Below are 21,945 nucleotides of genomic sequence, written 5' to 3' on the forward strand. Positions count from 1 at the left end.
CAGTTCGCGAGACCAATGGTGCGATGACGCGCAAGCCTCGATCCCCACCAGGCATGGCGGCAATTTCTGGAAAAACGCCAGGACGTGCCGGCGCTTCAACTGACGGCGTATGACCACCTGGCCGGCTGCATCAACGCCGTGCAATTGAAAGACCGACTTCGCGATATCCAGACCGATCGTCGAAATTGACTGCATAGGCTGCTCCTCCGAATCGTGGGAGCCTCAAACGGCGCCCACTCCTTGGCACTCTCGTGCCCGTGGAGGAGCCGTCCACAGCATCACAGGCGGACTTCAACCGTCCTGAACGTTGGGCTTACCCGGCGTAGCCCGAGGCATTGGACGCCCGAACTCCAGCCGAGCCTTAGCCTCGCCAGAGGAGGGATAAAGGCAGACATGCGGGATGGAGCTGTCGCGCGGCTCCGCAACTGCCTTGTGAGCCTGCCAGTTGCACAGTAGGCTGCCTGTAATCCGATTGATGCGTTGCTTGCGTTGCGCTCGTGAGGGAGCGTCGTGAGCTCGAGGCCAGGGTTGCGTGCGCTCGAAGGCCGTTCCGCTCGGACATTTGCAACATTTCTAATAGAGAAAGATGCAAGATGAAGCCCTCATATGATGCAAATCATTTCTCCAATCTTACTTCGTGCAATCGGCGAACCGTTCTGCGAGGGATCGCGGGTTCACTAGCCACCCCTGCGCTGATTGCATCCACAGACGCCTCCGGCGATGCGCTGTGGGGCGTCACTTTGGCTGCCACCGAGAGTGGCACGGCACAATACGAACCGAGCCATCGAACGGTTTCTGTAAACGGGCTGCGTTTGCACATCGCCGAATCTGGTCAAGGTCCGTTGGTGCTGCTCTGCCACGGCTTTCCGGAATGTTGGTATTCCTGGCGGCATCAGTTGCGTGCGCTTGCAGAGGCAGGCTTTCACGCGGTGGCCCCTGATATGAGAGGCTTCGGCCAAACGGACGCCCCTGAAGATGTCGGGGAGTACACGATCGGCCACAACGTTGCCGACATGGTGCAATTGGTCTTAATACTCGGAGAAAAACAGGCGATCATTATCGGCCATGATTGGGGCGCACCGGTTGCTTGGACTTCAGCGCTGCTGCGGCCCGACATTTTCCGCGCGGTTGTGGCGATGAGCGTGCCATATCGCGCACGTTCGCCTGTCGCCCCGATGAAGGCACTTCGGGATGCTGGGAACACTAATTTCTATCAGCTGTATTTTCAAACGCCTGGTGTGGCGGAGGCCGAATTTGAGCGCGATGTCGATCGCAGCGTGCGGACACTCTTTTACGGGACCGGCATATCGCTGATGATGAAACCCGGAATGGGGTTCTTGGCGGATGCAACCATACCGCAGCAATTGCCGTCTTGGCTAACGGATGAGGATATTTCCTACTTTGTCGAAACTTATAAGCGCAGTGGCTATCGCGGTGGTTTGAACTGGTACCGCAATATCGACCGCAATTGGGAGCTTTCGGGAGGCTGGGAGGGGATGAAGATTCAGCAACCAGCGCTCTTCATCGCGGGAAGCAATGATGGCGTGATAAAGGCTATGGCTAAGCCGCTTGAGGAGCTGCCGACCACGGTGCCGGGATTGAAGAAGACGCTCATTCTGCCCGACAGCGGTCATTGGATTCAGCAGCAACGGCCGGCGGAAGTGAACGCGGCGATACTCGAATTTTTACGACCGGCCTAGGCCAAATCCATCGAAGAATTGTTACCGGGGCTCAAGCAATGGCTGATAGCTTCCCCCAATTATACTCGCTCACTGTTCTTCAACGTCGTTGATTCCCGGCGCAGCAAATCCAGGCTGTTGCGAATCGCCCTTGCGCGCTCGGTGAAGCACACCGTCGCTCCGACAACCCGGCGGAAGGCCGCCGGCTGCCCCATCAAGATTATGAGCTTGTGCCCCTGACGCAGCGTCCCCAGCGCACCCGGCGACCTGCCCGGCCTATTGGAGACTTCCGTATACGCCGGGTCTTTGCTACAATTTAAGCGTGTAGCTGTCGCTGTCGCCGTCCGTAAAGGCGCCGTACGATCTGCCGGAGAGCGTGTGTAAGCGCCTGGGCGCTGGCGTCGCAGCGCCAGAGGCGCGGAAGCCTTCGACTTTGTCACCTGGTACGACAGGGCCTACGCGGCCCGAAAGCCCTTGAACTTCAAGGATAAACTTGAAACTGAGGGGGCCGGCCACCTTGTGGTGGAAAGCCGCTCCCTCGCAGCCACCAGCGGTAAGGCTCAAGCCAGACCATAGGTGCCTGACGATCATAGAGGGTTCGCCGCGGCCCAGCGCGCCGCACCCCTCAATCGGACCTCGCGGCGACCCCGCAAGTAGCCAGCCGATGGCGATGTCTTCTAAACTCGCACCACGTGCTGCTGACGAGCGAAGGCGAGCCATGGACCGCATCGACGCCATGAAAGTGTTTGTGTCGGCTGTCGACGAGGGGAGTTTGGCGGGCGCGGGCAGGCGGCTTGGTCGTTCGCCGGCCGCAGTCAGCCGGGCCATCGCCTTTCTCGAGGAACATGTGGGCACGGAGCTCCTGCACCGCACCACGCGTTCCCTCAAGTTGAGCGAGGCCGGCGAGCGCTACGCGGCTGCCTGCCGGCGGGTGCTCGTCGATCTTGAGGAAGCCGATATTGCGGCTGCGGGTGAGCGCGCGGCGCCGCGCGGCACGCTGACCGTGACCGCGCCTGTTATCGCCGGCGAAGATCTGCTGCGGCCGATGCTCGACGCCTTCGTCAAGCAGCATCCCGCGGTCTCGGTGCGGCTGCTTTTGGTGGACCGGCCGGTGAATTTGATCGACGAGGGAATCGATGTCGCGTTGCGGATCGCGCATCTTGACGATTCGAGCTTCGTCGCGATCCGCCTGGGTGAGGTGCGCCGCGTGGTTGCCGCGGCACCTGCCTATCTTGCCCGACATCCGGTCATCCACGAGCCGGCTGACCTGGCAAAGCATCAAATCATCGCGATGACGCATTTCGGACAGGACTCCTGGACATTTGCGCCGCCGCCAGGCTCGTCCGTCGCGAGGGCCGTCCAGTTCACGCCGCGGCTCATCGTCAACACCGTGCGTGGCGCGGTTGCCTCCGCCGCCGAGGGCAACGGCGTGACGCGCGTGTTTTCCTATCACATCGCCGCGGAGATCAAGGGCGGGCAGCTCAAGATCCTGCTCGGCCAGGACGAATATCCGCCATTGCCCGTGCACCTGCTCGCGCCGCCCGGCCGCTTCTCGGTGCCCAAGGTCCGCGCCTTTGCCGACTTCGCGGTGCCGCGGCTGAAGCACTATTTCGAGAGCCTGTCGCGCGAAGCGAAGGAAACCGGCGAAGTCATTCGTTCGCGCGGCGGAAGAGTGTCTGCCGGATAGCGGGCATTGGCCCCAAGCCCCGCGATGCCTATTTGGCCATGTGCAACGACGGAAGCGTCGTTTTGGCAGAGATCATGGAGGCTCATTGTGGGTGCAGAACAGAAAGTCGCAATCATTACTGGCGCATCGCAGGGGATCGGCGGGGCTCTCGTCAGCGCTTATCGCGACCGCAACTATCGCGTCGTCGCAACCTCCCGCTCGATCAAGCCGTCATCGGATACGGGTATCCTCGCTGTCGCCGGTGACATCGCAGATCCCGCGACAGCGGAACGCGTCGTCTCGCAAGCGGTCGAGCGCTTCGGCCGTATCGACACGCTCGTCAACAATGCCGGCATCTTCGTTGCAAAGCCGTTCACGGCCTATACCGACGAGGATTATGTCAACATCCTCGGCATCAATCTGAACGGGTTTTTCCAGATCACGCGCCGCGTCGCCGGGGAGATGCTGAAGCAGGGGTCGGGGCACATCGTCCAGATTACCACCACCCTGGTCGATCACGCCAGCAGCAGCGTGCCGTCTGTACTCGCTTCGCTGACCAAGGGCGGGTTGAACGCGGCGACAAAGTCGCTGGCCATCGAATATGCAGCCAAGGGCATCCGCGTCAACGCGGTGTCTCCCGGCGTGATCAAGACGCCGATGCACGCGCCCCAGACGCATGAGTTCCTGGCCGGGTTGCATCCGGTCGGGCGGATGGGCGAGATACGCGACATTGTCGAAGCGGTGCTCTATCTCGAAGGCGCCTCGTTCGTAACAGGCGAGATCCTGCATGTCGACGGCGGCCAGAGCGCCGGCCGCTAAAGCGCGATGAGATTTGGTTGAATTGTCATCGCGCTTTACGCCTTTGATCGAGCACGATCTTTCGGAAAACCGCTACACGCTTTTCCGGATCATGCTTTAGGCGGGGACGAGTGACGGCTATTGTCGTCCGTCGCCCTCCAATAGCTGATCGCGCACCAGTCGAGTCGCGCCGCGGCTCCAGGAATAGTTGGCGCCCATGCGCAGTCCGCTGTCGGCATGGGCGACCACGGCGCCGGTATGGGAATCCCGAACCAGGAAGCCGATCGTGTATTCGGTGCGGCTCACGCGCCTGACAACGCCAAGCAGCGATTGGTCGGCGCCGAGTGCCAATGCCGCCTGCGACTCGCACCCGCTGCAGTCGTGCAACGCACGGGCTTTGGCGGCGTCCGCCCCGGCGGAGCCGACGTCGACCAGCTGATAGCGGCCCGACTGCGCCAGCAGTTGGCGGATCGCATCGGTCGTATCGCTCAATCCCGTGGCGTCGGAAGCGGTTTCGCCGATGGTTTCGGCGCTCGCACTGGTGTCGTCGAGCTCGAACGGGAACACCGCAAGCTTGATTGCAGCGGGCGCCGCAACGGCAGTCGCCGGGCCGCCTGCCAGGCCTGCGCGAAGCTCCTCCGACACAAAGGTCTCGGCCCGCCGCCAGGCTTCGTCACTGTCGCCACGGAAGGTGAAAAGCTTTTTAAGCACGATTCGATTGGTGGCCGTATCGATCGCCGCCAGCCGCGCCCATTGCACCAGCGTGCTCATCTTCTGGATATTGCCGACGGTCAGGATCTTCGCTCCGTCCCGTGATGCGGCGTGAAGTCGCTCCGCAAACCCCGGGCCGTCGCTCGCGCAGGCCGGGGCACAGGAGGAGGCAACAAGCTGAAAGCGTGCGTCCGCGCTGAGGTCCCCGCGCAGCGCAGCCATGAACGTCTGCAGGCGCTTTTGATGCACGGCCGCCTGATCGGTGGGCTCGTTCGAGGTGTCGAAATAGCCGAATTCGTCGATGGAAATAGAGATGGCTGGCCGCTCGGCGCTGCCGGGCATCGCTGCGCTGAGGCTCGATGCCAGCAGTAAAGCGGTCGCGGCACCAAGGTGGAGAATGCGGGCGTTACGCATGATTTGACATCCGTTGGCAGGTGGCGCGTGCCACCATAGGCGTTTCATCCGCGCGCCGCGGCTTACGGTTTCCCGCCTCGCGCCGGGAAAATCTCCCGCCGGTACCGCACAGCGTCAGGCAGTTCGAGTGCCATCGCCCTCCTTTCACGGCTTCGTTTTAACGGGCGCGTAGAATGGAGTATATGGTTTCGCCAGCGACTGACGTCATTGCTCGACGGAGGATATCGTGAAAACTTACCAGCTTTATATCAACGGCCAATCGGTCGACCCTGCCAACGGGGAATGGTTCGATTCGATCGATCCCTATCACGGCAAGCCCTGGGCGAAGATTCCGCGCGGCTCTGCCGCCGATGCCGACAAGGCCGTGAAGGCCGCCAATGAGGCGATGTGGCGCGGCCCCTGGTCGAAGATGACGGCGTCGGCGCGCGGCAAGGCGATGCGAAAGCTGGGTGACCTCGTCGCGGCGAACGCGCAGCGTCTCGCCGAAATCGAGGTGCGCGACAACGGCAAGCTCATGGCCGAGATGCTGGGCCAGCTTCGCTATCATCCGGAATGGTGGTGGTATTTCGGCGGGCTCGTTGACAAGATCGAAGGTGGGCTGGTGCCGATCGACAAGCCCGATACCTTCGCCTACACGACGCACGAGCCGGTCGGCGTCGTGGCCGCGTTGACGGCCTGGAATTCGCCACTGCTGTTCGTCGCCTGGAAATGTGCCGCGGCGCTCGCCGCCGGTTGCGCCGTCATCGTCAAGCCGTCGGAATTCACGTCCGCCAGTACGCTGGAATTCGCCGCGTTGACGAAAGAGGCCGGCATTCCCGATGGAATCTTCAATGTTGTCACCGGCTTCGGGCCCGAGATCGGCAGCGAGCTGATCTCGCATCCCGGCGTCGCCAAGATCACCTTCACGGGATCGGATGCGACGGGCGCAAAGGTGTATGAGACCGCTGCGCGCAGCCTCAAGCGCGTCTCGCTCGAGCTGGGAGGAAAGTCTCCCAACATTGTCTTTGAGGATGCCGATTTGAATGCGGCCGCGGCAGGCGCGATCTCCGGCATCTTCGCCGCGACGGGCCAGACCTGCATCGCCGGATCACGCCTGCTTGTGCAAAGCTCGATCAAGGACAAATTCGTGGCGCGCCTGTTGGAGCTTGCTCGCTCCGCCAAGATTGGCGACCCGATGCAATCGGACACCAATATCGGCCCCATCACGACTCCGGCGCAGTACAAGAAGGTGCTCGATTACATCGATATCGCGAAGACCGAGGGTGCCCGCTGCCTCCTTGGTGGAAAGCCCGCGTCGGGCGAGGGTATCGTCGGCGGCCAGTTCATCGAGCCGACCATCTTCACCGATGTCGACAACACCATGCGGATCGCGCGCGAGGAAGTCTTCGGCCCGGTCCTCTCCATCATCAGCTTCGACACCGAGGAAGATGCAATTCGGATCGCCAACGACACCATCTACGGCCTTGCGGCAGGCATCTGGACCACCGATCTGGCACGCGCCGTGCGTGTGCCGAAGCTGCTGCGCGCTGGAACCGTTTGGGTGAATACCTACCGCGCCATCAGCTACATGATGCCGTTTGGCGGCATGAAGCATTCAGGCGTCGGCCGCGAGTCCGGCATAGACGCGGTCCGCGAGTATCTGGAAACAAAGAGCGTCTGGATCTCGACTGCCAAGGACACTCCGGCCAATCCATTCGTCATGCGCTGACCGATCGCGGAGCCACTCTGCATCGGCCGTTTCGATCAGGCCAGACTAGGCCGCCTGCGCAAGCTAGATGGCATCGCGGTCGGCCGGGCTTCGTGCATGACTGGGTCGGCTTCCGGCTATTTGCGGACGTGCCGCTCCGTTCCAACGGGAAAAAACTCATCCCACGATCGGAAATATTTCCCGATCTCGTATGGATATTTTCCTTATTTTGGTTCTGATGGCGCGGGCTCTTCACGGTTGCGCCCGTGAATAATATTGATGGTCCGTACTCTGCTCACTGGTCTATCCGCTGCAAGCGGGTTTGTACGTAAACCTTGTGAAACTTATCCCCGCCTTCCGAAGCTCGATGGAAGGCGGGGACATTTCAGGCCGCACCGGCTCTGCACTTACGGTGCAGCCGAGTTGTCGTCAGTGGGCGCGATATCCTAGCCTCGGTGCATCCCGACCTTGATCAGCTCACCGCGGACGCGGTGCGGCCGAAAATGAAGAGGCGTGTTCTCTCGATCGTCATTGCGAGGAGCGATGCCTTCCGCTCACTCGCGTGCAAACGCGCCGTGACGCCCGGCCCCGGATGCGAAGCGTGTCGCACCCGCGAGCGTCTCGCCCGACGCAATCACCTCGAGTCCGCCGCGCATCTCATTGGCGATGGCGTCCTCCTCCGCGAGGTCCCATTGCTTGAGTGCCGACAGCCGGTCCGCGCGCAGACATGTCTGCGGAAAGCGCGCGATCTCATGCGCCAGCGCGATCGCCTGCGCCCGCGTCTCACCCTTGGCAACCAGCCGATTGGCAAGCCCCATGCGCAGCGCCTCCGGACCGCTGACGGGACGGCCGGTGAGAATCAGGTCCATGGCCTGGGAATGGCCGATCAGGCGCGGCAGGCGGATGGTGCCGAGATCGATCAGCGGCACACCGAAGCGGCGGCAGAAGATGCCAAAGGTCGCGTCGTCGGCGACCACGCGCATGTCTGCCCAGAGCGCGAGCTCCATGCCGCCGGCCACCGCAAAGCCTTCGATGGCCGCGATCACAGGCTTCGACAGCCGCAACCGGCTCGGCCCCATCGGGGCGATGGTGCTGTGTCCGCCGATCTCGCGCTTTTTGTTGACGTCACCCACCGCAACCGCCTTCAGGTCGGCGCCGGCGCAGAACGTGCCGCCGGTACCGGTGAAGACAGCGACGGACGCGTCGGGATCGGCATCGAAAGCGAGGAAGGTGTCGTACAGTTTGCGCGCGGTTAAGCCGTCAACGGCGTTGCGGCAACGCGGGCGATTGATGGAGACAACGGTCACCGGACCATCGCGCTCGACCAACACGGCGTCGGGCTCGGACATGATGCGCCTCCCTTGATGTGGCCTCCGTCATTTCGGGGCGGTGCGTTGGCGCCGAACTCAGATGTGCAATCGGACGTCGGATTTCACCCTGCGCGTGCCCCGGAATGACAAAAAGCTAAACCTTCAACTCCCGTCCCGTCACGCGCTTATACGCCTCGAGATAGCGCTTGCTGGTCGCGTCCACCACGCTGGCCGGCAGCGGCGGGGGTGGAGCGTCACCGTTCCAGCGGCCGACGCGGCGTTCGCTGTCGAGATAGTCGCGCAGCGGCTGCTTATCAAAGCTCGCTTGTGGCTGGCCGGGCTTGTAATCGTCGACCGCCCAGAAGCGCGAGGAATCCGGCGTCATCACCTCATCGATCAGGATGATGCGGCCGTCCTGATCCTTGCCGAACTCGAACTTGGTGTCGGCGATGATGATGCCCTGCTCGCGGGCAAGTTCTTCGCCAAGCGTGTAGATCGCCCGCGTCATGCTCTCCAGCGTATGGGCGGTGTCGTCGCCGACCACGGTCCGCATCCGCGCAACCGTGATATTCTCGTCATGTCCGGTCTCGGCCTTGGTCGCCGGGCTGAAGATCGCGGGCTCGAGCTTCGCGCTTTCGACGAGGCCAGCGGGCAGCTTCTCGCCGGCGAGCGTGCCGTCGGCCGCATATTCCTTCCAGGCGGAGCCCGAGAGATAGCCGCGGATCACGCATTCGATCGGAAATACGGCTGTGCGCCTGCACAGCATGGCACGCCCGAGAATGTCGGCGCGGTGATCCTTCAGCGCCGGCACCTGGCGGATGATCTCATCCGTCTCCGCACTGATCATGTGATGGGGTACCACGCCTTCGAGCTCCTTGAACCAGAAGGCGCTGATCTGCGTCAGCACGGCGCCCTTCATCGGAATGGTCTCGGCCATCACCACGTCGAAGGCGGAGATGCGGTCGGTGGTGAGCAGGAGCACGCGGTCGTCGCCGACGGCGTAGATGTCGCGTACCTTGCCGCGGCCGATCTTCGGCAACGGCAGGTCGCTGGAGAGCATGGTGGTCATGGAGGCGCCTTCGAAAAAATGTCTCTCGCAGAGGGCCTGCGAGAGACATCGGTAGATAGCCTATTCCGGCAGCGGAATGAACTCGTGCTCCTGCGGAACGGCGGCGAATCTGCCGGTTTTCCAGTCCTGCTTGGCCTGCTCGATCCGCTCCTTGCTGGAGGAGACGAAATTCCACCAGATGTGGCGCGGGCCTTCCAGCGCGTCGCCGCCCAGGAACATCATGCGCGTCGGCTTGATCGTCTTAACGGTGATCGCATCGCCTGGCCGGAAGATCAAAAGCCGCGGCGCTTCGTAGCGCTCGCGGGTGATCTCGACCTCGCCGTCGACGACATATATCGCGCGCTCCTCATGGTCGGGGTCGAGCGGCACGCTGACGCCGGCCTCTGCCGTCACCTCGGTGTAGAACCAGGGCGATACCATCGACACCGGCGAGGTGATGCCGAACGCGCTGCCCGCGATGACGCGGGCAGTGAAGCCGCGCTCGCTGATCATCGGCAGGTCGCCGGCGGCATAGTGCTGGAAGCTTGGTGCGATCTCCTCCTTGGCCTCAGGCAGCGCGATCCAGCTTTGCAGGCCCAGCATCTTCTGCCCGGCCTTGCGCTGGACATCCGGCGTGCGCTCGGAATGCGCGATGCCGCGGCCCGCGGTCATCAGGTTCATGGCGCCGGGCTCGATCTCCTGGATGTTGCCCTCGCTGTCGCGGTGCAGGATCTTGCCGTCGAACAGGTAGGTGACGGTCGCAAGTCCGATATGCGGATGCGGCCGCACGTCCATCCCGGTGCCCGAGACGAATTGCACCGGGCCGAAATGGTCGAAAAAGATGAAGGGGCCGACCATCTGGCGATTGCCGTGCGGCAGTGCACGGCGGACCTGGAACCCGTCGCCGAGATCGCGGGTGCGCGGCACGATGACGAGATCGAGCGCGTCGCAGGACATGGGATCGCCGAGCACGGGATCGTTGGAAGGCATCCAGCTCATAAGAGCCTCCTTGTTGTTGCTTGCGGCAAGCATAGCAGCATCGGCCATCCGTCGTCCAAGAGAACGTCCGAGAGAACGATCCGGCGCGAGCAATCACGAGCAATCATAAGCGAGCTGCTGCGAGGCATTCCCCTGTCCGGGCCGATGGCTTACGATGCACCGAAAAGCTCTGCAAAGGTCAAACTCATGATGCCTCCGGTCAAGCCCGGCGCAGTCTTCGGCAAGTTTCACGGTCCCGTCATCGAGACCGAACGGCTGAGCCTGCGACCCTGGCGCGCGTCCGACGTCGCCCTGAACACGCGGATGTTGTCCGATCCCTGCACGGCGCGCTTCATCACACCCGACCGCAAGGCGGTCACCGAGGAGCTCGTCGGCTGGCGTAACGCGGCGATCATTTCCGGCCATTGGGCGCTCCATGGTTTCGGCATGTTCGCGGTCGAGGAAAGGTCCTCAGGTCAATATGTCGGCCGTGTCGGTCCATGGTTTCCACCGACCTGGCCCGGCTTCGAGGTTGGCTGGGGCATTGCGAAGGAGCTGCGCGGCAGGGGATATGCGGTCGAAGCCGCGCGCGCGGCGATCGACTGGGTGTTCTCGACCTTCGAGATCGATCATGTGATCCATTGCATCCATCCGGAAAATCGGGCTTCGCAGGCGGTGGCGCGCAGGCTTGGCGCCGCGATCGAACGCCAGGCACAGATGTCCGGCGAGACGGTCGACATCTGGGTAACCCGGTGCGACGCATGGTCCGGCAAAAATTGAACAGGCCAATGACCTCGACTAAAATCATTGCCGCTGATTGAACCGGAAGATCCGATGTCGCTTGCGAGCATCGATATTGCATTGCGCGGTGCGAGCATTGCCATGCTGTTGGTGCTTGCCGCGTCGTTGCTTCGCGACTTCCGCGACCGCGTTGCCGGCCGGCTTGCGGTCGCCTTCGCGCTCGGCTCGGCCGCGCATGCCGCCACCCTCGGTTTCGGCGCGCAGTCTCCGGTTTCGGGCTGGCACGCAGCGCTGATCGCGCTCTCGACCGGCGATGTCGTGGTGTTCTGGCTGTTTTGCCGGGCGCTGTTCGACGATGCCTTCGTGCTCAGGCTCTGGCATGCGCTGGTCTGGGGCACTGTCGTGGCTTTCAGCTTCGTCAACTGCCTGGTGATAGCGCCCGGCGGGCACGCGCACGCCGCCGTTGTCGGGATCAACCTCCTCACGCTCGGCTTCATTGGTCTGGCGCTGGCCCAGACCGTCAGCTCATGGTCGGCCGATCTGGTCGAGGGCCGCCGGCGCTTGAGGGTGTTTATCGTGGTGATCGCGGCGCTCTATGGCGGATTGCACGACGCGCTGCAGATATTCACCTTCGGAACCGATGCCGCGGATATCGCCAACACCGTGAATGCAGCGCTGCTGGCCGGAATCGTGGCCTGGATATCGATTGCGATGATGCAGGTCACGGCCGGCGATTTGTTCGCTGAGCCCGAGATGGCGTCCGTCGCGAGCGTGCCGGTCGCATCGATCAACCCGGACACCATTGCCGCGGACCAGAAGCTGATCGATGCCTTGATGCGGCTGATGGCGGACGAGCGGGTCTACCGGCACGACGATCTCACCATCGGCACGCTGGCCACCAGGCTCAAGATCCCCGAATACCGGCTGCGGCGTCTGATCAACCAGAAGCTTGGTTACCGCAATTTCAATTCCTTCCTGAACAACCACCGGATCGAGGAGGCAAAGGCGGCGCTGGCCGACCCTGATCAGGCCGAGGTGCCCGTCATCACCATCGCGATGGACGCGGGCTTCCAGTCGCTCGGACCCTTCAACCGCGCCTTCAAGGCCATGACGGGGGTGACGCCTAGCGAATATCGCAAGCTCAAGGCGTCCGCAGCCTAGGATGTAAGCTCCTGTAAACATGGGGCCATTTCAGAATCGGCAAGGCGGGGCCGCATTCGGCCAGCGCCATTTCCGGAATCGGCGAGCGGATAGGGCTCGTTCGCGCTTGGATCACGCGCCAATGCGCATGCCGGAGAAAGCCATGACCAGACGACGCCTGATCTTCATCCTCGCAACCACCGCCCTGACTGGGGCCGTGCTGTTCGGCGCGGCGCGGGCACACGACGTGCCGAAGGTAGCGACCGGCTTTGTCGCCAACATCCTCTGCTCCGAAACATTCGTCTCCGGCCTCGATCCGGAAAAGACCTTTGCCGAGACCATCGATGCCATGCCGGGAACCCGGCTCATCACCTGGGCGATGGATTACCGTGTCGATCGCACGCGCAAGGACGTCACGGTGACGCTGTTCGGCCTCGGTCGCAGCCATGCCGTCTACCGCAACGGGGCCGGTTGCTATCTGGATCACGGCGGTGTGGCGGCCGAGGTTGCGATGCCGTCAGCGGATCGTCAGCCGGCGCTGTTGCCTGATATCGCGGGACCGGCGGTAGTCCAGCCAGCCAATCCGCAACTGGCCGCGGCGCTGGATCGCGCCTTCGTCGAGCCCGCGCAGCCGCCGTTCCGCCGCACCCGCGCGCTCGTCGTCATGAAAGATGGCCACGTCGTCGCCGAGCGCTATGCAGAGGGCTTCGGCGTCGATACGCCGCTGCTTGGCTTCTCCGCGACCAAGTCGGTGACCTCCGCCTTGGTCGGCATCCTCGTGCGGCAGGGTAAGCTGTCGCTGGACGCACCGGCGCCGGTTGCGGGCTGGCGCGATCCGAACGACCCGCGTCACGCGATCACCATCGACCAGCTAGTGCGCCATACCGCGGGACTGGGACTCGGTTCCTCGCTGCAAGCTTCGCTCGGCTCAGCCTTCGAGCCGGTCAACCGCATGAAGTTCATGGAGCCGGACATGGCGGGCTATGCCGAGACCATAGCACTCGCGACGCCGCCGGGGACGGCCTGGAGCTATCATGACGGCAATTATCTCATCCTGTCCCAGGTCATCCGCAATGCGGTGGGCGGCCGCCCCTCGGATTACCTGCGCTTTGCCCGCGACGAACTGTTCGCGCCGCTCGGCATGCGCCATGTCACCATCGAGTTCGATGCCAGCGGCACGCCGGAAGGATCGAGCCAGATGCTGGCCTCCGCGCGCGACTGGGCTCGGTTCGGCCAGCTCTATCTCGACGACGGCATCGTGGGCGGTAAGCGCATCCTGCCCGAGGGCTGGGTGACGTATTCGGCAGCGCCGACGCCCGGTGGATTCGTCGGCTACGGCGCGGGCTTCTGGACCAACCTCGGCGACAGCCGTGGCGCGACCTACCGGCTCAGCGAAGGCTGGCCGCGCGACGCTTTCATCGCCAAAGGAACGATCGGACAATATGTCATCATCATTCCCTCGCAGCGGCTGGTAATCGCCCGCTTCGGCCGGACGGTGAACTTCCCACTCGATGCAGATGGCGTGTCGCAGCTCGTGCGCGATGTGATCGCAGCCACGGCGGGCAAGGAGAAGCTGGCGGGAAGAGATTGAGCTGCGACTGCTTGCTCCACCTCTCCCCGCGAAGAGCGGGGAGACTACTGCCTTCCGAGCTGCGTTGCTTGCGCCACGCGATCGAAGCGCTCCAGTGATAGGATCGCGTTCGCGAGCTGCTCGGCGCGGTTGCTGAGCACCGGACGCGCCAGCGTCAGGAACTTCTGCTGCATCGCCTGGGCATCCGGGAAGGAGTTCGGCTCACCCGACGGATCGACATTCAGTCGCTCATGCACGCCGTCCTCGGTGGTGATTGAGACGCGCGCGCCGAAGGGATGCTTGCGGCCGGTCTCGAGCCGGTCGTCCTGCACCACGTCGAACTTGTCGGCGAGCGCGTCGATGGCGGCATCGCCGAGCCGGTCGTAATCGTCCCAGCCGAAGCGGCCCTGGTCGAGCGCGATCGCGCCGGTGAAGAACATCGAGAACTGGCCGCCGACGATCGAGCGCGGATGCCGCTTGGTCGCGGCATCGCCGGTCAGCGTGATGCCGTTGCGGTGCAGCCCGATCTCGACGCGCTTGATCTGGTCCGGTGTGAGATTGTGCTCGCGCCGCATGGCGATGATGGCGTCGATCGCGGCATGGGTGTAGCGGCAGCTCGGATAGGGCTTCACGCCGATCTTCATGGTCTCGTAGGTCGCGCCAAGTCCCGCGGTCGCCTTGTCGGGATGGGCATCGTCGCTGTAGCCCACCAGGAGCCCATGCTTGCCCTCGACCGACTCGATCGAGCCGACGAAATCGTTGCGCGCCAAGGTCGCTGCGATCACGCCGTTCATTGCAGCCGCGCCGACCTGATAGCGCTTGTTCCAGGCGCCGTTGACCAGGAATTGCAGCGAGCCCGCGGCCTGGCTGCCGGAGACGCCGAAAGCCGAGACGATCTGCGCCTCGGAAAGCCCATACAGCTTTGCCGCTGCCGCAGCAGCACCGTAGGTGCCGGCGGTCGCGGTGGGGTGAAAGCCGCGCGCATAATGCGAAGTGGGATCCAGTGCATTGCCAAGACGGCAGCAGACTTCATAGCCCGCGACAATCGCGGTCAGGACGTCGCGGCCCGATGCGCCGACCATTTCGCCGACGGCAAAAGCCGCAGGAACCACGGGTGCGCTCGGATGCAGCGAGGAGTCAGCGTGGGTGTCGTCGAAATCGAGCGAATGGCCGAATGCACCGTTGAGCAGCGCGGCCACAGCCGGCGTCCAGGTCTTGCTGTCGCCGAACACGGTCGACTGGCCCTTGCCGTCGAGCGATAGCCCTTCAAGCATCTTCAGAAGCGAGGGCGTCGATTCCGCATCGCGCCGTGCGCGGATGGCGCTGCCGAGAAAGTCCAGTGTCAGCACCTTGGCGCGGTCCAGCACCTCGGGCGGAATGTCCTCGAATGTCAGCCCGGCGACATAGCCGGCCAGCGTGGCGGTCTCCTGGACCATGGCGTTGCCTCTCAAATCTCGTCTTGCCGTTTGGTACGGCCGCGACCCCTCAACGTCAACCGCGCCTGCCGCACATCAGGCCCCTGTTTTGGATGCCTTGGTCCGGCGCGGATTATGAACCGGTCAATTCCAGTCGGCGGGTCAATTGCCGGAAACGCAGGATCAGCAGCGTCGCATAGACGGCCGTGCCGATCGACAGGCCGATCCAGACGCCAACGGCGCCAAGGCCGGTGTGGAAGCCGAGCACGCAGCTCAGGCAAAATCCGATCAGCCAATAACCTATGCCCGCGAACAATAGCGGCACGCGGGTGTCCTTGAGCCCGCGCAGGCTGCCAACAGCGATGCTCTGCATCGCATCGGTCACGAACAGGCTCGCGCCGACGAGGAGCAGCGTTGTTGCCAGCTCGATCGTCGCCGCGGCATTTTCGGTCACGTCGCCGAGGAAGAACTCCGCAATGTCGAGACGTGCCGCGACGACGACGAATGTCAGGATGACGGCGATTGCGATGCCGAGCAGCATCGCGACCAGCCCCGCGCGCCTGACGCCTGGGGCGTCGTTGCGGCCGACGGCATGGCCGACCCGCACGGTCGCAGCCATGCTGATGCCGAAAGGAATCATGAACAGGATCGCGGTTACCTGCAGCGCGATCTGATGCGCGGCGAGCGCCGTGGTGCCGATTACGCCCATCAAGAGCGCGGCGGCGGAAAACATGCCGTACTCCATCAGGAAGGCGAGGGAGATTGGCAGGCCGATCAGGAACAGCTGGCGCATCAGGGGCCAGTCGAAGCGCCAGAGGCGGGCGAGGATATGGTAGTCGCGGAACGGCTTGCGGCGCGTGGCGAACCAGAGCGCGGCGACGAACGTCGCGCAATTGACCAGCGTGGTTGCAAGGCCCACGCCGAACAGCTCCAGCCGCGGCAAGCCGAGCTTGCCGTACATCAAGAGATAGACCAGCAGCGCATTCACCGGAATGGCCGCAAGCGTGATCCATAGAACAGGCTGCGGCCGGTTCACCGCGCCCATGAAGCTCCGGATCGCCATGAACCACAGCGCCGGCGCCACGCCCCAGGCCAGCCCGAACAGATAGTTCTGCGCCAGCCGCGCTGCTTGCGGCGCCTGTCCCAGCAAGAGCAGGATCTGCTCGCCGCGCAGCGGAAACACCATGATCGGCAGCGACAGCAACAGCGCCGCCCACAATCCCGTGCGCAGCGAGCGGCGTACCATCATTGGGTCTTCCGCGCCGAAGGCCTGCGCCGCCAGCGGCGCCACCGCCGAGGTCAATCCCATGCCGAAAGTGAAGCTGACGAAATAGACCGTGCCGGCGAGCGCGGCCGCCGCAACCGCCTGGCCGCCGAGTCGCCCGATGAAGGCGAGATCGGTCGTCATCATCGCGATCTGCGAGAGCTGCGTCAGCGCCATGGGCAGCGCCAGCCGCGCCGTCTCGCTGAGCTCGACGACGAGGTGATGACGGCTCGCGCGCGCGCGTCGCGGCGATGAAGTTCCAACAATCTCGTCCATCGCGTCATGCTGCCCGGTTTGCCGCTTTCAAGCAAACCGGAGGCTTCGCAAAGGGGTGCGGCGGAAACGCGCTATCGCGCGCGCTCGGGCACGCGGGTGATCTTGGCGCCGAGGGCATTGAGCCGTTCGTCGATGCGCTCATAGCCACGCTCAATCTGGTCGGCATTGTTGATGGTCGAGGTGCCGTCGGCGCAGACGGCGGCGAGCAGCATGGCCATGCCGGCGCGGATATCGGGCGAGATCATTGAGGCACCATGTAACTTGCTTGGACCCGCGACAATGGCGCGATGCGGGTCGCACAGCACGATACGGGCGCCCATCGCGATCAGCTTGTCGACGAAGAACATTCGCGATTCGAACATCTTCTCGAACATGAGAATGACGCCGTCGCATTGCGTGGCGGTGACGATCGCGATCGACATCAGGTCGGCCGGGAAGGCCGGCCAGGGCTGGTCCTCGAGCTTCGGCACGTGGCCACCGAAATCATCCCTGATCTTCAGCGTCTGCTCCGACGGCACGATCAGATCGTCGCCGGCGACCTCGCAGACGATGCCGAGCCGTTCAAAACCCATGCGGATCGAGCGCAGATGCTCGACGCCGGCGCGCACGATGCGCAGAGGTGAGCGCGTCACTGCGGCGAGGCCGATCAGCGAGCCGACCTCGATATGGTCGGGCTGGATCGCGTAGCTGGCGGAGCCGAGCGTCGCCTGCCCATGCACCACCATGGTGTTGGTTCCGATGCCTTCGATCGTGGCGCCGAGCGCAGTGAGGAAATGCGCGAGGTCCTGCACATGCGGCTCGGAGGCCGCGTTGCGCAGATAGGTGGTGCCTTGCGCGGCGACAGCCGCAATCAGGGCGTTCTCGGTTGCGGTGACGCTGGGTTCGTCGAGGAAGACGTCGGCGCCCTTGAGCTGCGTGGATCGAAATTCGAGCTTGTCGCTCGCGGTGACCGTCGCGCCGAGCTGTTCAAAGGCCAGGAAATGCGTATCCAGACGGCGCCGGCCGATCACATCGCCGCCGGGTGGCGGCAATGTCAGCCCGCCGCAACGCGCGAGCAGGGGGCCCGCGAGCAGGATCGAGGCGCGGATGCGCGCGCAGAGATCGGGATCGAGATCGGCGGTGTGAAGCTCCTTGGCTTGGATGGCGAGCCGGTTGCGTCCGCGCCATTCCGCCGATGCACCGACCGAGCGGATCAGCTCAACCAGCGCCTCGGTGTCACGGATGCGCGGCACATTGTCGAGCGTGACCGGATGCTCCGTCAGAAGCGCAGCCGCAATGATCGGCAGCGCGGAGTTCTTGTTGCCGGATGGCTCGATGGCGCCACGAAGCCGGTGGCCGCCCTCGACAATATATTGGATGGGCGCCACCTGTGCCTCGCTTTCCCCTAGACGTCGACGGTTGCGCTGAGCGAGTTGTCCTGGATGAACTCGCGTCTTGGCTCGACCACATCGCCCATCAGCTTGGTGAAGATGTCGTCGGCCTCGTCGACCTCCTTGACCTTCACCTGCAAGAGCGAGCGCGCTTCGGTGTCCAGGGTCGTCTCCCACAGCTGCTCCGGGTTCATCTCGCCCAGACCTTTGTAGCGCTGCAGCGTCAGCCCCTTGCGGCCGGCATCGGTGACCGCCTCGAACAGGCCGACAGGGCCGTAGATGATGGCCTCGGAATCCTTCCGCCTGAGCCTGCCGGGACGTGCATAGACGTCCTGCAGCCTCTGTCGAAACTCGTGCAGCTTGCGGGCGTCGGCCGATCCAAGGAAGGCGTCGTCGATAATGGCGACATCTTTGACGCCGCGCACGGTGCGTTCGAACGTGAAGCCATGGCCTTCCTCGAAACGTCCAGTCCAGCCGCGTTCGACCTCCTCCGCCTGCTTGTCCAGACGTCCGGCCATATATTCTGCCGCAGCGGCGGCATTCTCCGGATTGGTACGGATTTCCTGTCCAAAGATGCCTGCGATCGCCGCCTGTTCGACAACGAGCCGGTTGTAGCGGCTATGCAAGTTGCGAAGCACTGAGCGGATCGCGCGGGCATCGTCCACCAGCGAACGCAGATCCAGCCCCTTGCGCTCCTCGCCGGTCCCAAGCGCGAACACGCAATCGTCCAGTCCCGTCTCGATCAGATAGTCCTCCAGCGCGCGCTCGTCCTTCAGATATTGCTCGGACTTGCCGCGGCTGACCTTATAGAGCGGCGGCTGGGCGATATAGAGATAGCCCTGATCGATGATGTCGCGCATCTGCCGGTAGAAGAAGGTGAGCAGCAGGGTGCGGATGTGGGCGCCGTCGACGTCGGCGTCCGTCATCAGGATGATCTTGTGGTAGCGCAGCTTGTCGACCGCGAAATCGTCGCTGATGCCGGTGCCAAGCGCCGTGATCAGCGTGCCGATCTGCTCGCTTGACAGCATCTTGTCGGTGCGGACGCGCTCGACATTGAGGATCTTGCCGCGCAAAGGCAGCACGGCCTGGAACTCGCGGTTGCGGCCCTGCTTGGCGCTGCCGCCGGCCGAGTCACCCTCGACGATAAAGAGTTCGGACTTGGCGGGATCCTTCTCCTGGCAGTCGGCGAGCTTGCCGGGCAGCGAGGAGACACTGAGCGGACTCTTGCGTGTCAGCTCGCGTGCCTTTCGCGCGGCTTCGCGCGCGGCGGCGGCCTGGATCACCTTCCCGACAATCACCTTGGCTTCGCTCGGATGCTCCTCGAACCAGGCGGCCAGGGCCTCGTTAAGCACGTTCTCCACCACGGGTCGCACTTCGGAGGACACCAGCTTGTCCTTGGTCTGCGAGGAGAACTTCGGATCCGGCACTTTCACCGAAAGTACTGCGGTCAGGCCTTCACGGCAGTCGTCGCCGGTGAGCTGGATCTTCTCCTTCTTCGCATTGGCCTCGGCATAGCCGTTGACCTGGCGCGTCAGCGCGCCGCGGAAGCCGGCAAGATGGGTACCGCCGTCGCGCTGCGGGATGTTGTTGGTGAAGCACAGCACGTTCTCGTGGTAGCTGTCGTTCCACCACAGCGCCGCCTCGACGCCGATGCCGTTCATCTCCGAGCGCACCATGATGGGCGCGGGTACGATCGCCTTCTTGTTGCGATCGAGATATTTGACGAACTCCTCTACACCGCCGCTGTAGTGCATCTCCTCGCGCTTCTCGACCGCGTGGCGCATGTCCGAGAGCACGATGTTGACGCCGGAATTGAGGAAGGCGAGCTCGCGCAGGCGATGCTCGAGAGTGGCGAAATCATATTCGATGTTTTTGAACGTATCGGTCGAGGCGAGGAACGTCACCTCGGTGCCGCGCTTGCCATGTGCGTCGCCGACCACCTTCAGTGGCGCCACCGCGTCGCCATGGGCGAATTCGACAAAGTGCTCCTTGCCGTCGCGCCAGACTTTCAGTTGCAGCTTGCTGGAGAGCGCATTGACCACGGACACGCCGACGCCGTGCAGGCCGCCGGAAACCTTGTAGGAGTTCTGGTCGAACTTTCCGCCGGCGTGCAGCTGGGTCATGATGACCTCGGCCGCGGAAATGCCCTCGCCCTTGTGGATGTCGACTGGAATGCCGCGGCCGTCGTCGCGCACGGTGACTGAATTGTCGGGATTGAGGATGACCTCGACGCGGCTGGCATGGCCGGCGAGCGCCTCGTCGATCGCGTTGTCGACGACCTCGTAGACCATGTGGTGCAGGCCGGAACCGTCGTCAGTGTCGCCTATATACATGCCCGGCCGCTTGCGAACGGCATCCAGGCCCTTCAAAACCCGGATCGATTCCGCGCCATACTCGCTCGCGATCGATTGCTCAGTGTCGGCAACGGTCTGCCGGGCGGGTTCTGTCATGTGAGGCCTTTTGCGGATGTCTCGAATCAGCTGCGCAAGAGAGGCGCTGATTTGCGCCATTTCTGCCACGAAAGACGCGACGCGCCTAGCGCAAAGTATCTCGGTATAAGCTTATGAATAAATAGAGCTTTTTGGCGACCTTTCAAGGCGTCAGAGGGTCGCTTTTTCGCAGCTGAAAAAGCACGATTCGCGATGGCTTTTTAACCCTTGAGTTGGTCGATTCGCGGGGGCAAATCGCCTTACGAGAGCGAGTTCCTGGTTCAATCGAGCCTTCAGGCGCGGCGGCTGGCGCGGCCGTTGTCGACGTCGAAAATCTCGCTGGCCTGGGTGATGTTACTGAAGGCTTGCGGGTCGGCCCCGGTCAGCCAAACCTGCGCACCGAGCTTGGCCAGCTCGATAAACAATGCGGCGCGCCGGCCGGGGTCGAGATGCGCGACCACCTCATCGAGCAACAAGAGCGGAATGATGCCGGTGCTCTCGGCTACGAGCGTGGCATGCGCGAGCACGAGCCCGATCAAGAGCGCCTTCTGCTCGCCGGTCGAGGCATCGCGTGCTGGCATATTTTTCGGCGCGTAGATCACCTGCAGGTCGGTCAGATGCGGCCCCTCGAGAGTGCGCCCCGCCGCGGCGTCGCGGGCACGGCTTTGCCGCAGCATCTCGCGATAGCGATCTTCGACCGCCGTCGCGGGCTCGTTGAGGAGCGCGTTTTCCATCCAGCCGTCGAGCGCAATCAAGGCTGAGGGAAAAGCCGAAGATTGTCCGCGGTCGCGCAGCATTGTCGCCAGTTTCACCGCGGTCTGCCCGCGCGTGGCCGCGACAGCGACCGCGAGCTCGGCGGTCTCGCGCTCGATCGCGTCACACCAATGATCGTCGAAATTGCGCACCTCCAGGAGCCGGTTGCGCGAACGAAGCGAGCGTTCCAGCGCCGAGACTCGACTGGAATGCTCGCTGTCGATGGCAAGCACCAGGCGGTCGAAGAAGCGCCGTCGGTCGGAGGCGGAGCCAACGAACAGGCCGTCCATCGACGGCGTCATCCACACCATGCGCAGATGATCGCCAAAGGCAGTGGCGGAGGCGACCGGTTCGCGATCGATGCGGCAGCGGCGCGGTATGCTCTGTCCGTCGCCGCGCGGCGGCTCGATGCCGGTGCCCAGTGTCGCCAAGCCCAGCGCACCCTCGACTTCCGCCGACACCGCCCAGGAGCCGTCGCCCTGATTGTCGGCGACATCCTCAAGCGTGGCGCGGCGCAGCCCGCGGCCGGGCGACAGAAACGAGATCGCCTCCAGGCAATTGGTCTTGCCGGCGCCGTTGGGCCCGACCAGCACCACCATGTCCGTCGTGGTGTCGACGCTTGCCGCGCGGTAATTGCGGAAATGCGTCAACGCCAGGCGATGGATGCGGGATGGGGTCATGTAACTCGTCATTGCA

At 63.6% G+C, this 21,945-nt stretch carries 16 protein-coding genes and 1 pseudogene; 7 read left to right on the forward strand and 10 right to left on the reverse strand.

From position 1 onward, the window contains the following. A pseudogene (locus tag A3AI_RS49120) lies at positions 1-195 on the reverse strand (IS110 family transposase); the annotation flags it as partial. Positions 196-593: 398 nt separating this feature from the next. Between A3AI_RS49120 and A3AI_RS0115155 the strand changes: the two are divergent. The 3 genes from A3AI_RS0115155 to A3AI_RS0115170 all read left to right on the forward strand — a co-directional run bounded on the left by A3AI_RS0115155 (position 594) and on the right by A3AI_RS0115170 (position 4,164). Next, the gene (locus tag A3AI_RS0115155; RefSeq protein ID WP_024516399.1) at positions 594-1,700 is read left to right on the forward strand and encodes an alpha/beta fold hydrolase; all 1,107 of its coding nucleotides are present in this window, start codon (positions 594-596) and stop codon (positions 1,698-1,700) included. A gap of 697 nt (positions 1,701-2,397) precedes the next feature. Next, on the forward strand, positions 2,398-3,366 hold the full coding sequence (locus A3AI_RS0115165) for a LysR family transcriptional regulator (protein ID WP_024516401.1): 969 nt from the start codon (positions 2,398-2,400) through the stop codon (positions 3,364-3,366). Between the two features lie 87 nt (positions 3,367-3,453). Next, positions 3,454-4,164, forward strand: coding sequence for an SDR family NAD(P)-dependent oxidoreductase (locus tag A3AI_RS0115170; protein WP_024516402.1), 711 nt, complete (start codon positions 3,454-3,456; stop codon positions 4,162-4,164). 117 nt (positions 4,165-4,281) lie between these two features. On the opposite strand, the gene A3AI_RS0115175 is transcribed toward A3AI_RS0115170, so the two are convergent. Then, complete coding sequence (locus A3AI_RS0115175; RefSeq protein WP_024516403.1) at positions 4,282-5,268, reverse strand: DUF3280 domain-containing protein; 987 nt, start codon at positions 5,266-5,268, stop codon at positions 4,282-4,284. Positions 5,269-5,494: 226 nt separating this feature from the next. On the opposite strand from A3AI_RS0115175, the gene A3AI_RS0115180 reads away from it, so the two are divergent. Beyond that, positions 5,495-6,976: an aldehyde dehydrogenase gene (locus A3AI_RS0115180; protein WP_024516404.1), complete on the forward strand. Its 1,482-nt coding sequence runs from the start codon at positions 5,495-5,497 to the stop codon at positions 6,974-6,976. Positions 6,977-7,509: 533 nt separating this feature from the next. Here the strand turns inward: A3AI_RS0115180 and A3AI_RS0115185 are convergent. From A3AI_RS0115185 to A3AI_RS0115195, 3 genes are all read right to left on the reverse strand, one after another. After that, complete coding sequence (locus A3AI_RS0115185) at positions 7,510-8,304, reverse strand: crotonase/enoyl-CoA hydratase family protein (protein WP_024516405.1); 795 nt, start codon at positions 8,302-8,304, stop codon at positions 7,510-7,512. Between the two features lie 115 nt (positions 8,305-8,419). Beyond that, positions 8,420-9,334 (reverse strand): phosphoribosylaminoimidazolesuccinocarboxamide synthase, encoded by a 915-nt coding sequence (locus A3AI_RS0115190; RefSeq protein WP_024516406.1) that lies wholly within the window; start codon positions 9,332-9,334, stop codon positions 8,420-8,422. 60 nt (positions 9,335-9,394) lie between these two features. Then, positions 9,395-10,312: a pirin family protein gene (locus tag A3AI_RS0115195; RefSeq protein ID WP_024516407.1), complete on the reverse strand. Its 918-nt coding sequence runs from the start codon at positions 10,310-10,312 to the stop codon at positions 9,395-9,397. Between the two features lie 186 nt (positions 10,313-10,498). Here A3AI_RS0115195 and A3AI_RS0115200 point away from each other — a divergent pair, with 186 nt between their 5' ends. The 3 genes from A3AI_RS0115200 (at position 10,499) to A3AI_RS0115210 (ending at position 13,763) form a co-directional block, all read left to right on the forward strand. Next, positions 10,499-11,071, forward strand: coding sequence for a GNAT family N-acetyltransferase (locus A3AI_RS0115200; protein ID WP_024516408.1), 573 nt, complete (start codon positions 10,499-10,501; stop codon positions 11,069-11,071). A gap of 54 nt (positions 11,072-11,125) precedes the next feature. Then, positions 11,126-12,193 carry an AraC family transcriptional regulator gene (locus A3AI_RS0115205; RefSeq protein WP_024516409.1) on the forward strand — a complete coding sequence of 356 codons (1,068 nt, stop codon included), beginning with the start codon at positions 11,126-11,128 and terminating at the stop codon, positions 12,191-12,193. A 142-nt stretch (positions 12,194-12,335) separates the two neighbouring features. After that, the gene (locus tag A3AI_RS0115210; protein WP_024516410.1) at positions 12,336-13,763 is read left to right on the forward strand and encodes a serine hydrolase domain-containing protein; all 1,428 of its coding nucleotides are present in this window, start codon (positions 12,336-12,338) and stop codon (positions 13,761-13,763) included. A 44-nt stretch (positions 13,764-13,807) separates the two neighbouring features. Here A3AI_RS0115210 and A3AI_RS0115215 read toward each other — a convergent pair whose 3' ends face one another. From A3AI_RS0115215 to recF, 5 genes are all read right to left on the reverse strand, one after another. Continuing rightward, a complete protein-coding gene (locus A3AI_RS0115215; protein ID WP_024516411.1) occupies positions 13,808-15,178 on the reverse strand; it encodes an MmgE/PrpD family protein in 1,371 nt (456 codons plus the stop codon). A gap of 112 nt (positions 15,179-15,290) precedes the next feature. After that, on the reverse strand, positions 15,291-16,697 hold the full coding sequence (locus A3AI_RS0115220) for an MATE family efflux transporter (protein ID WP_024516412.1): 1,407 nt from the start codon (positions 16,695-16,697) through the stop codon (positions 15,291-15,293). 71 nt (positions 16,698-16,768) lie between these two features. Further along, positions 16,769-18,064, reverse strand: a complete 1,296-nt coding sequence (murA, locus tag A3AI_RS0115225) for a UDP-N-acetylglucosamine 1-carboxyvinyltransferase (protein ID WP_024516413.1) — start codon at positions 18,062-18,064, stop codon at positions 16,769-16,771. Positions 18,065-18,081: 17 nt separating this feature from the next. Further along, a complete protein-coding gene (gene gyrB / locus A3AI_RS0115230; protein WP_024516414.1) occupies positions 18,082-20,517 on the reverse strand; it encodes a DNA topoisomerase (ATP-hydrolyzing) subunit B in 2,436 nt (811 codons plus the stop codon). Between the two features lie 272 nt (positions 20,518-20,789). Beyond that, positions 20,790-21,929: a DNA replication/repair protein RecF gene (gene recF, locus A3AI_RS0115235; RefSeq protein WP_024516415.1), complete on the reverse strand. Its 1,140-nt coding sequence runs from the start codon at positions 21,927-21,929 to the stop codon at positions 20,790-20,792. Between the last annotated feature and the right edge of the window lie 16 nt (positions 21,930-21,945).

The organism is Bradyrhizobium sp. Tv2a-2, assembly GCF_000472425.1.
In the GTDB taxonomy this organism is placed as follows: domain Bacteria; phylum Pseudomonadota; class Alphaproteobacteria; order Rhizobiales; family Xanthobacteraceae; genus Bradyrhizobium.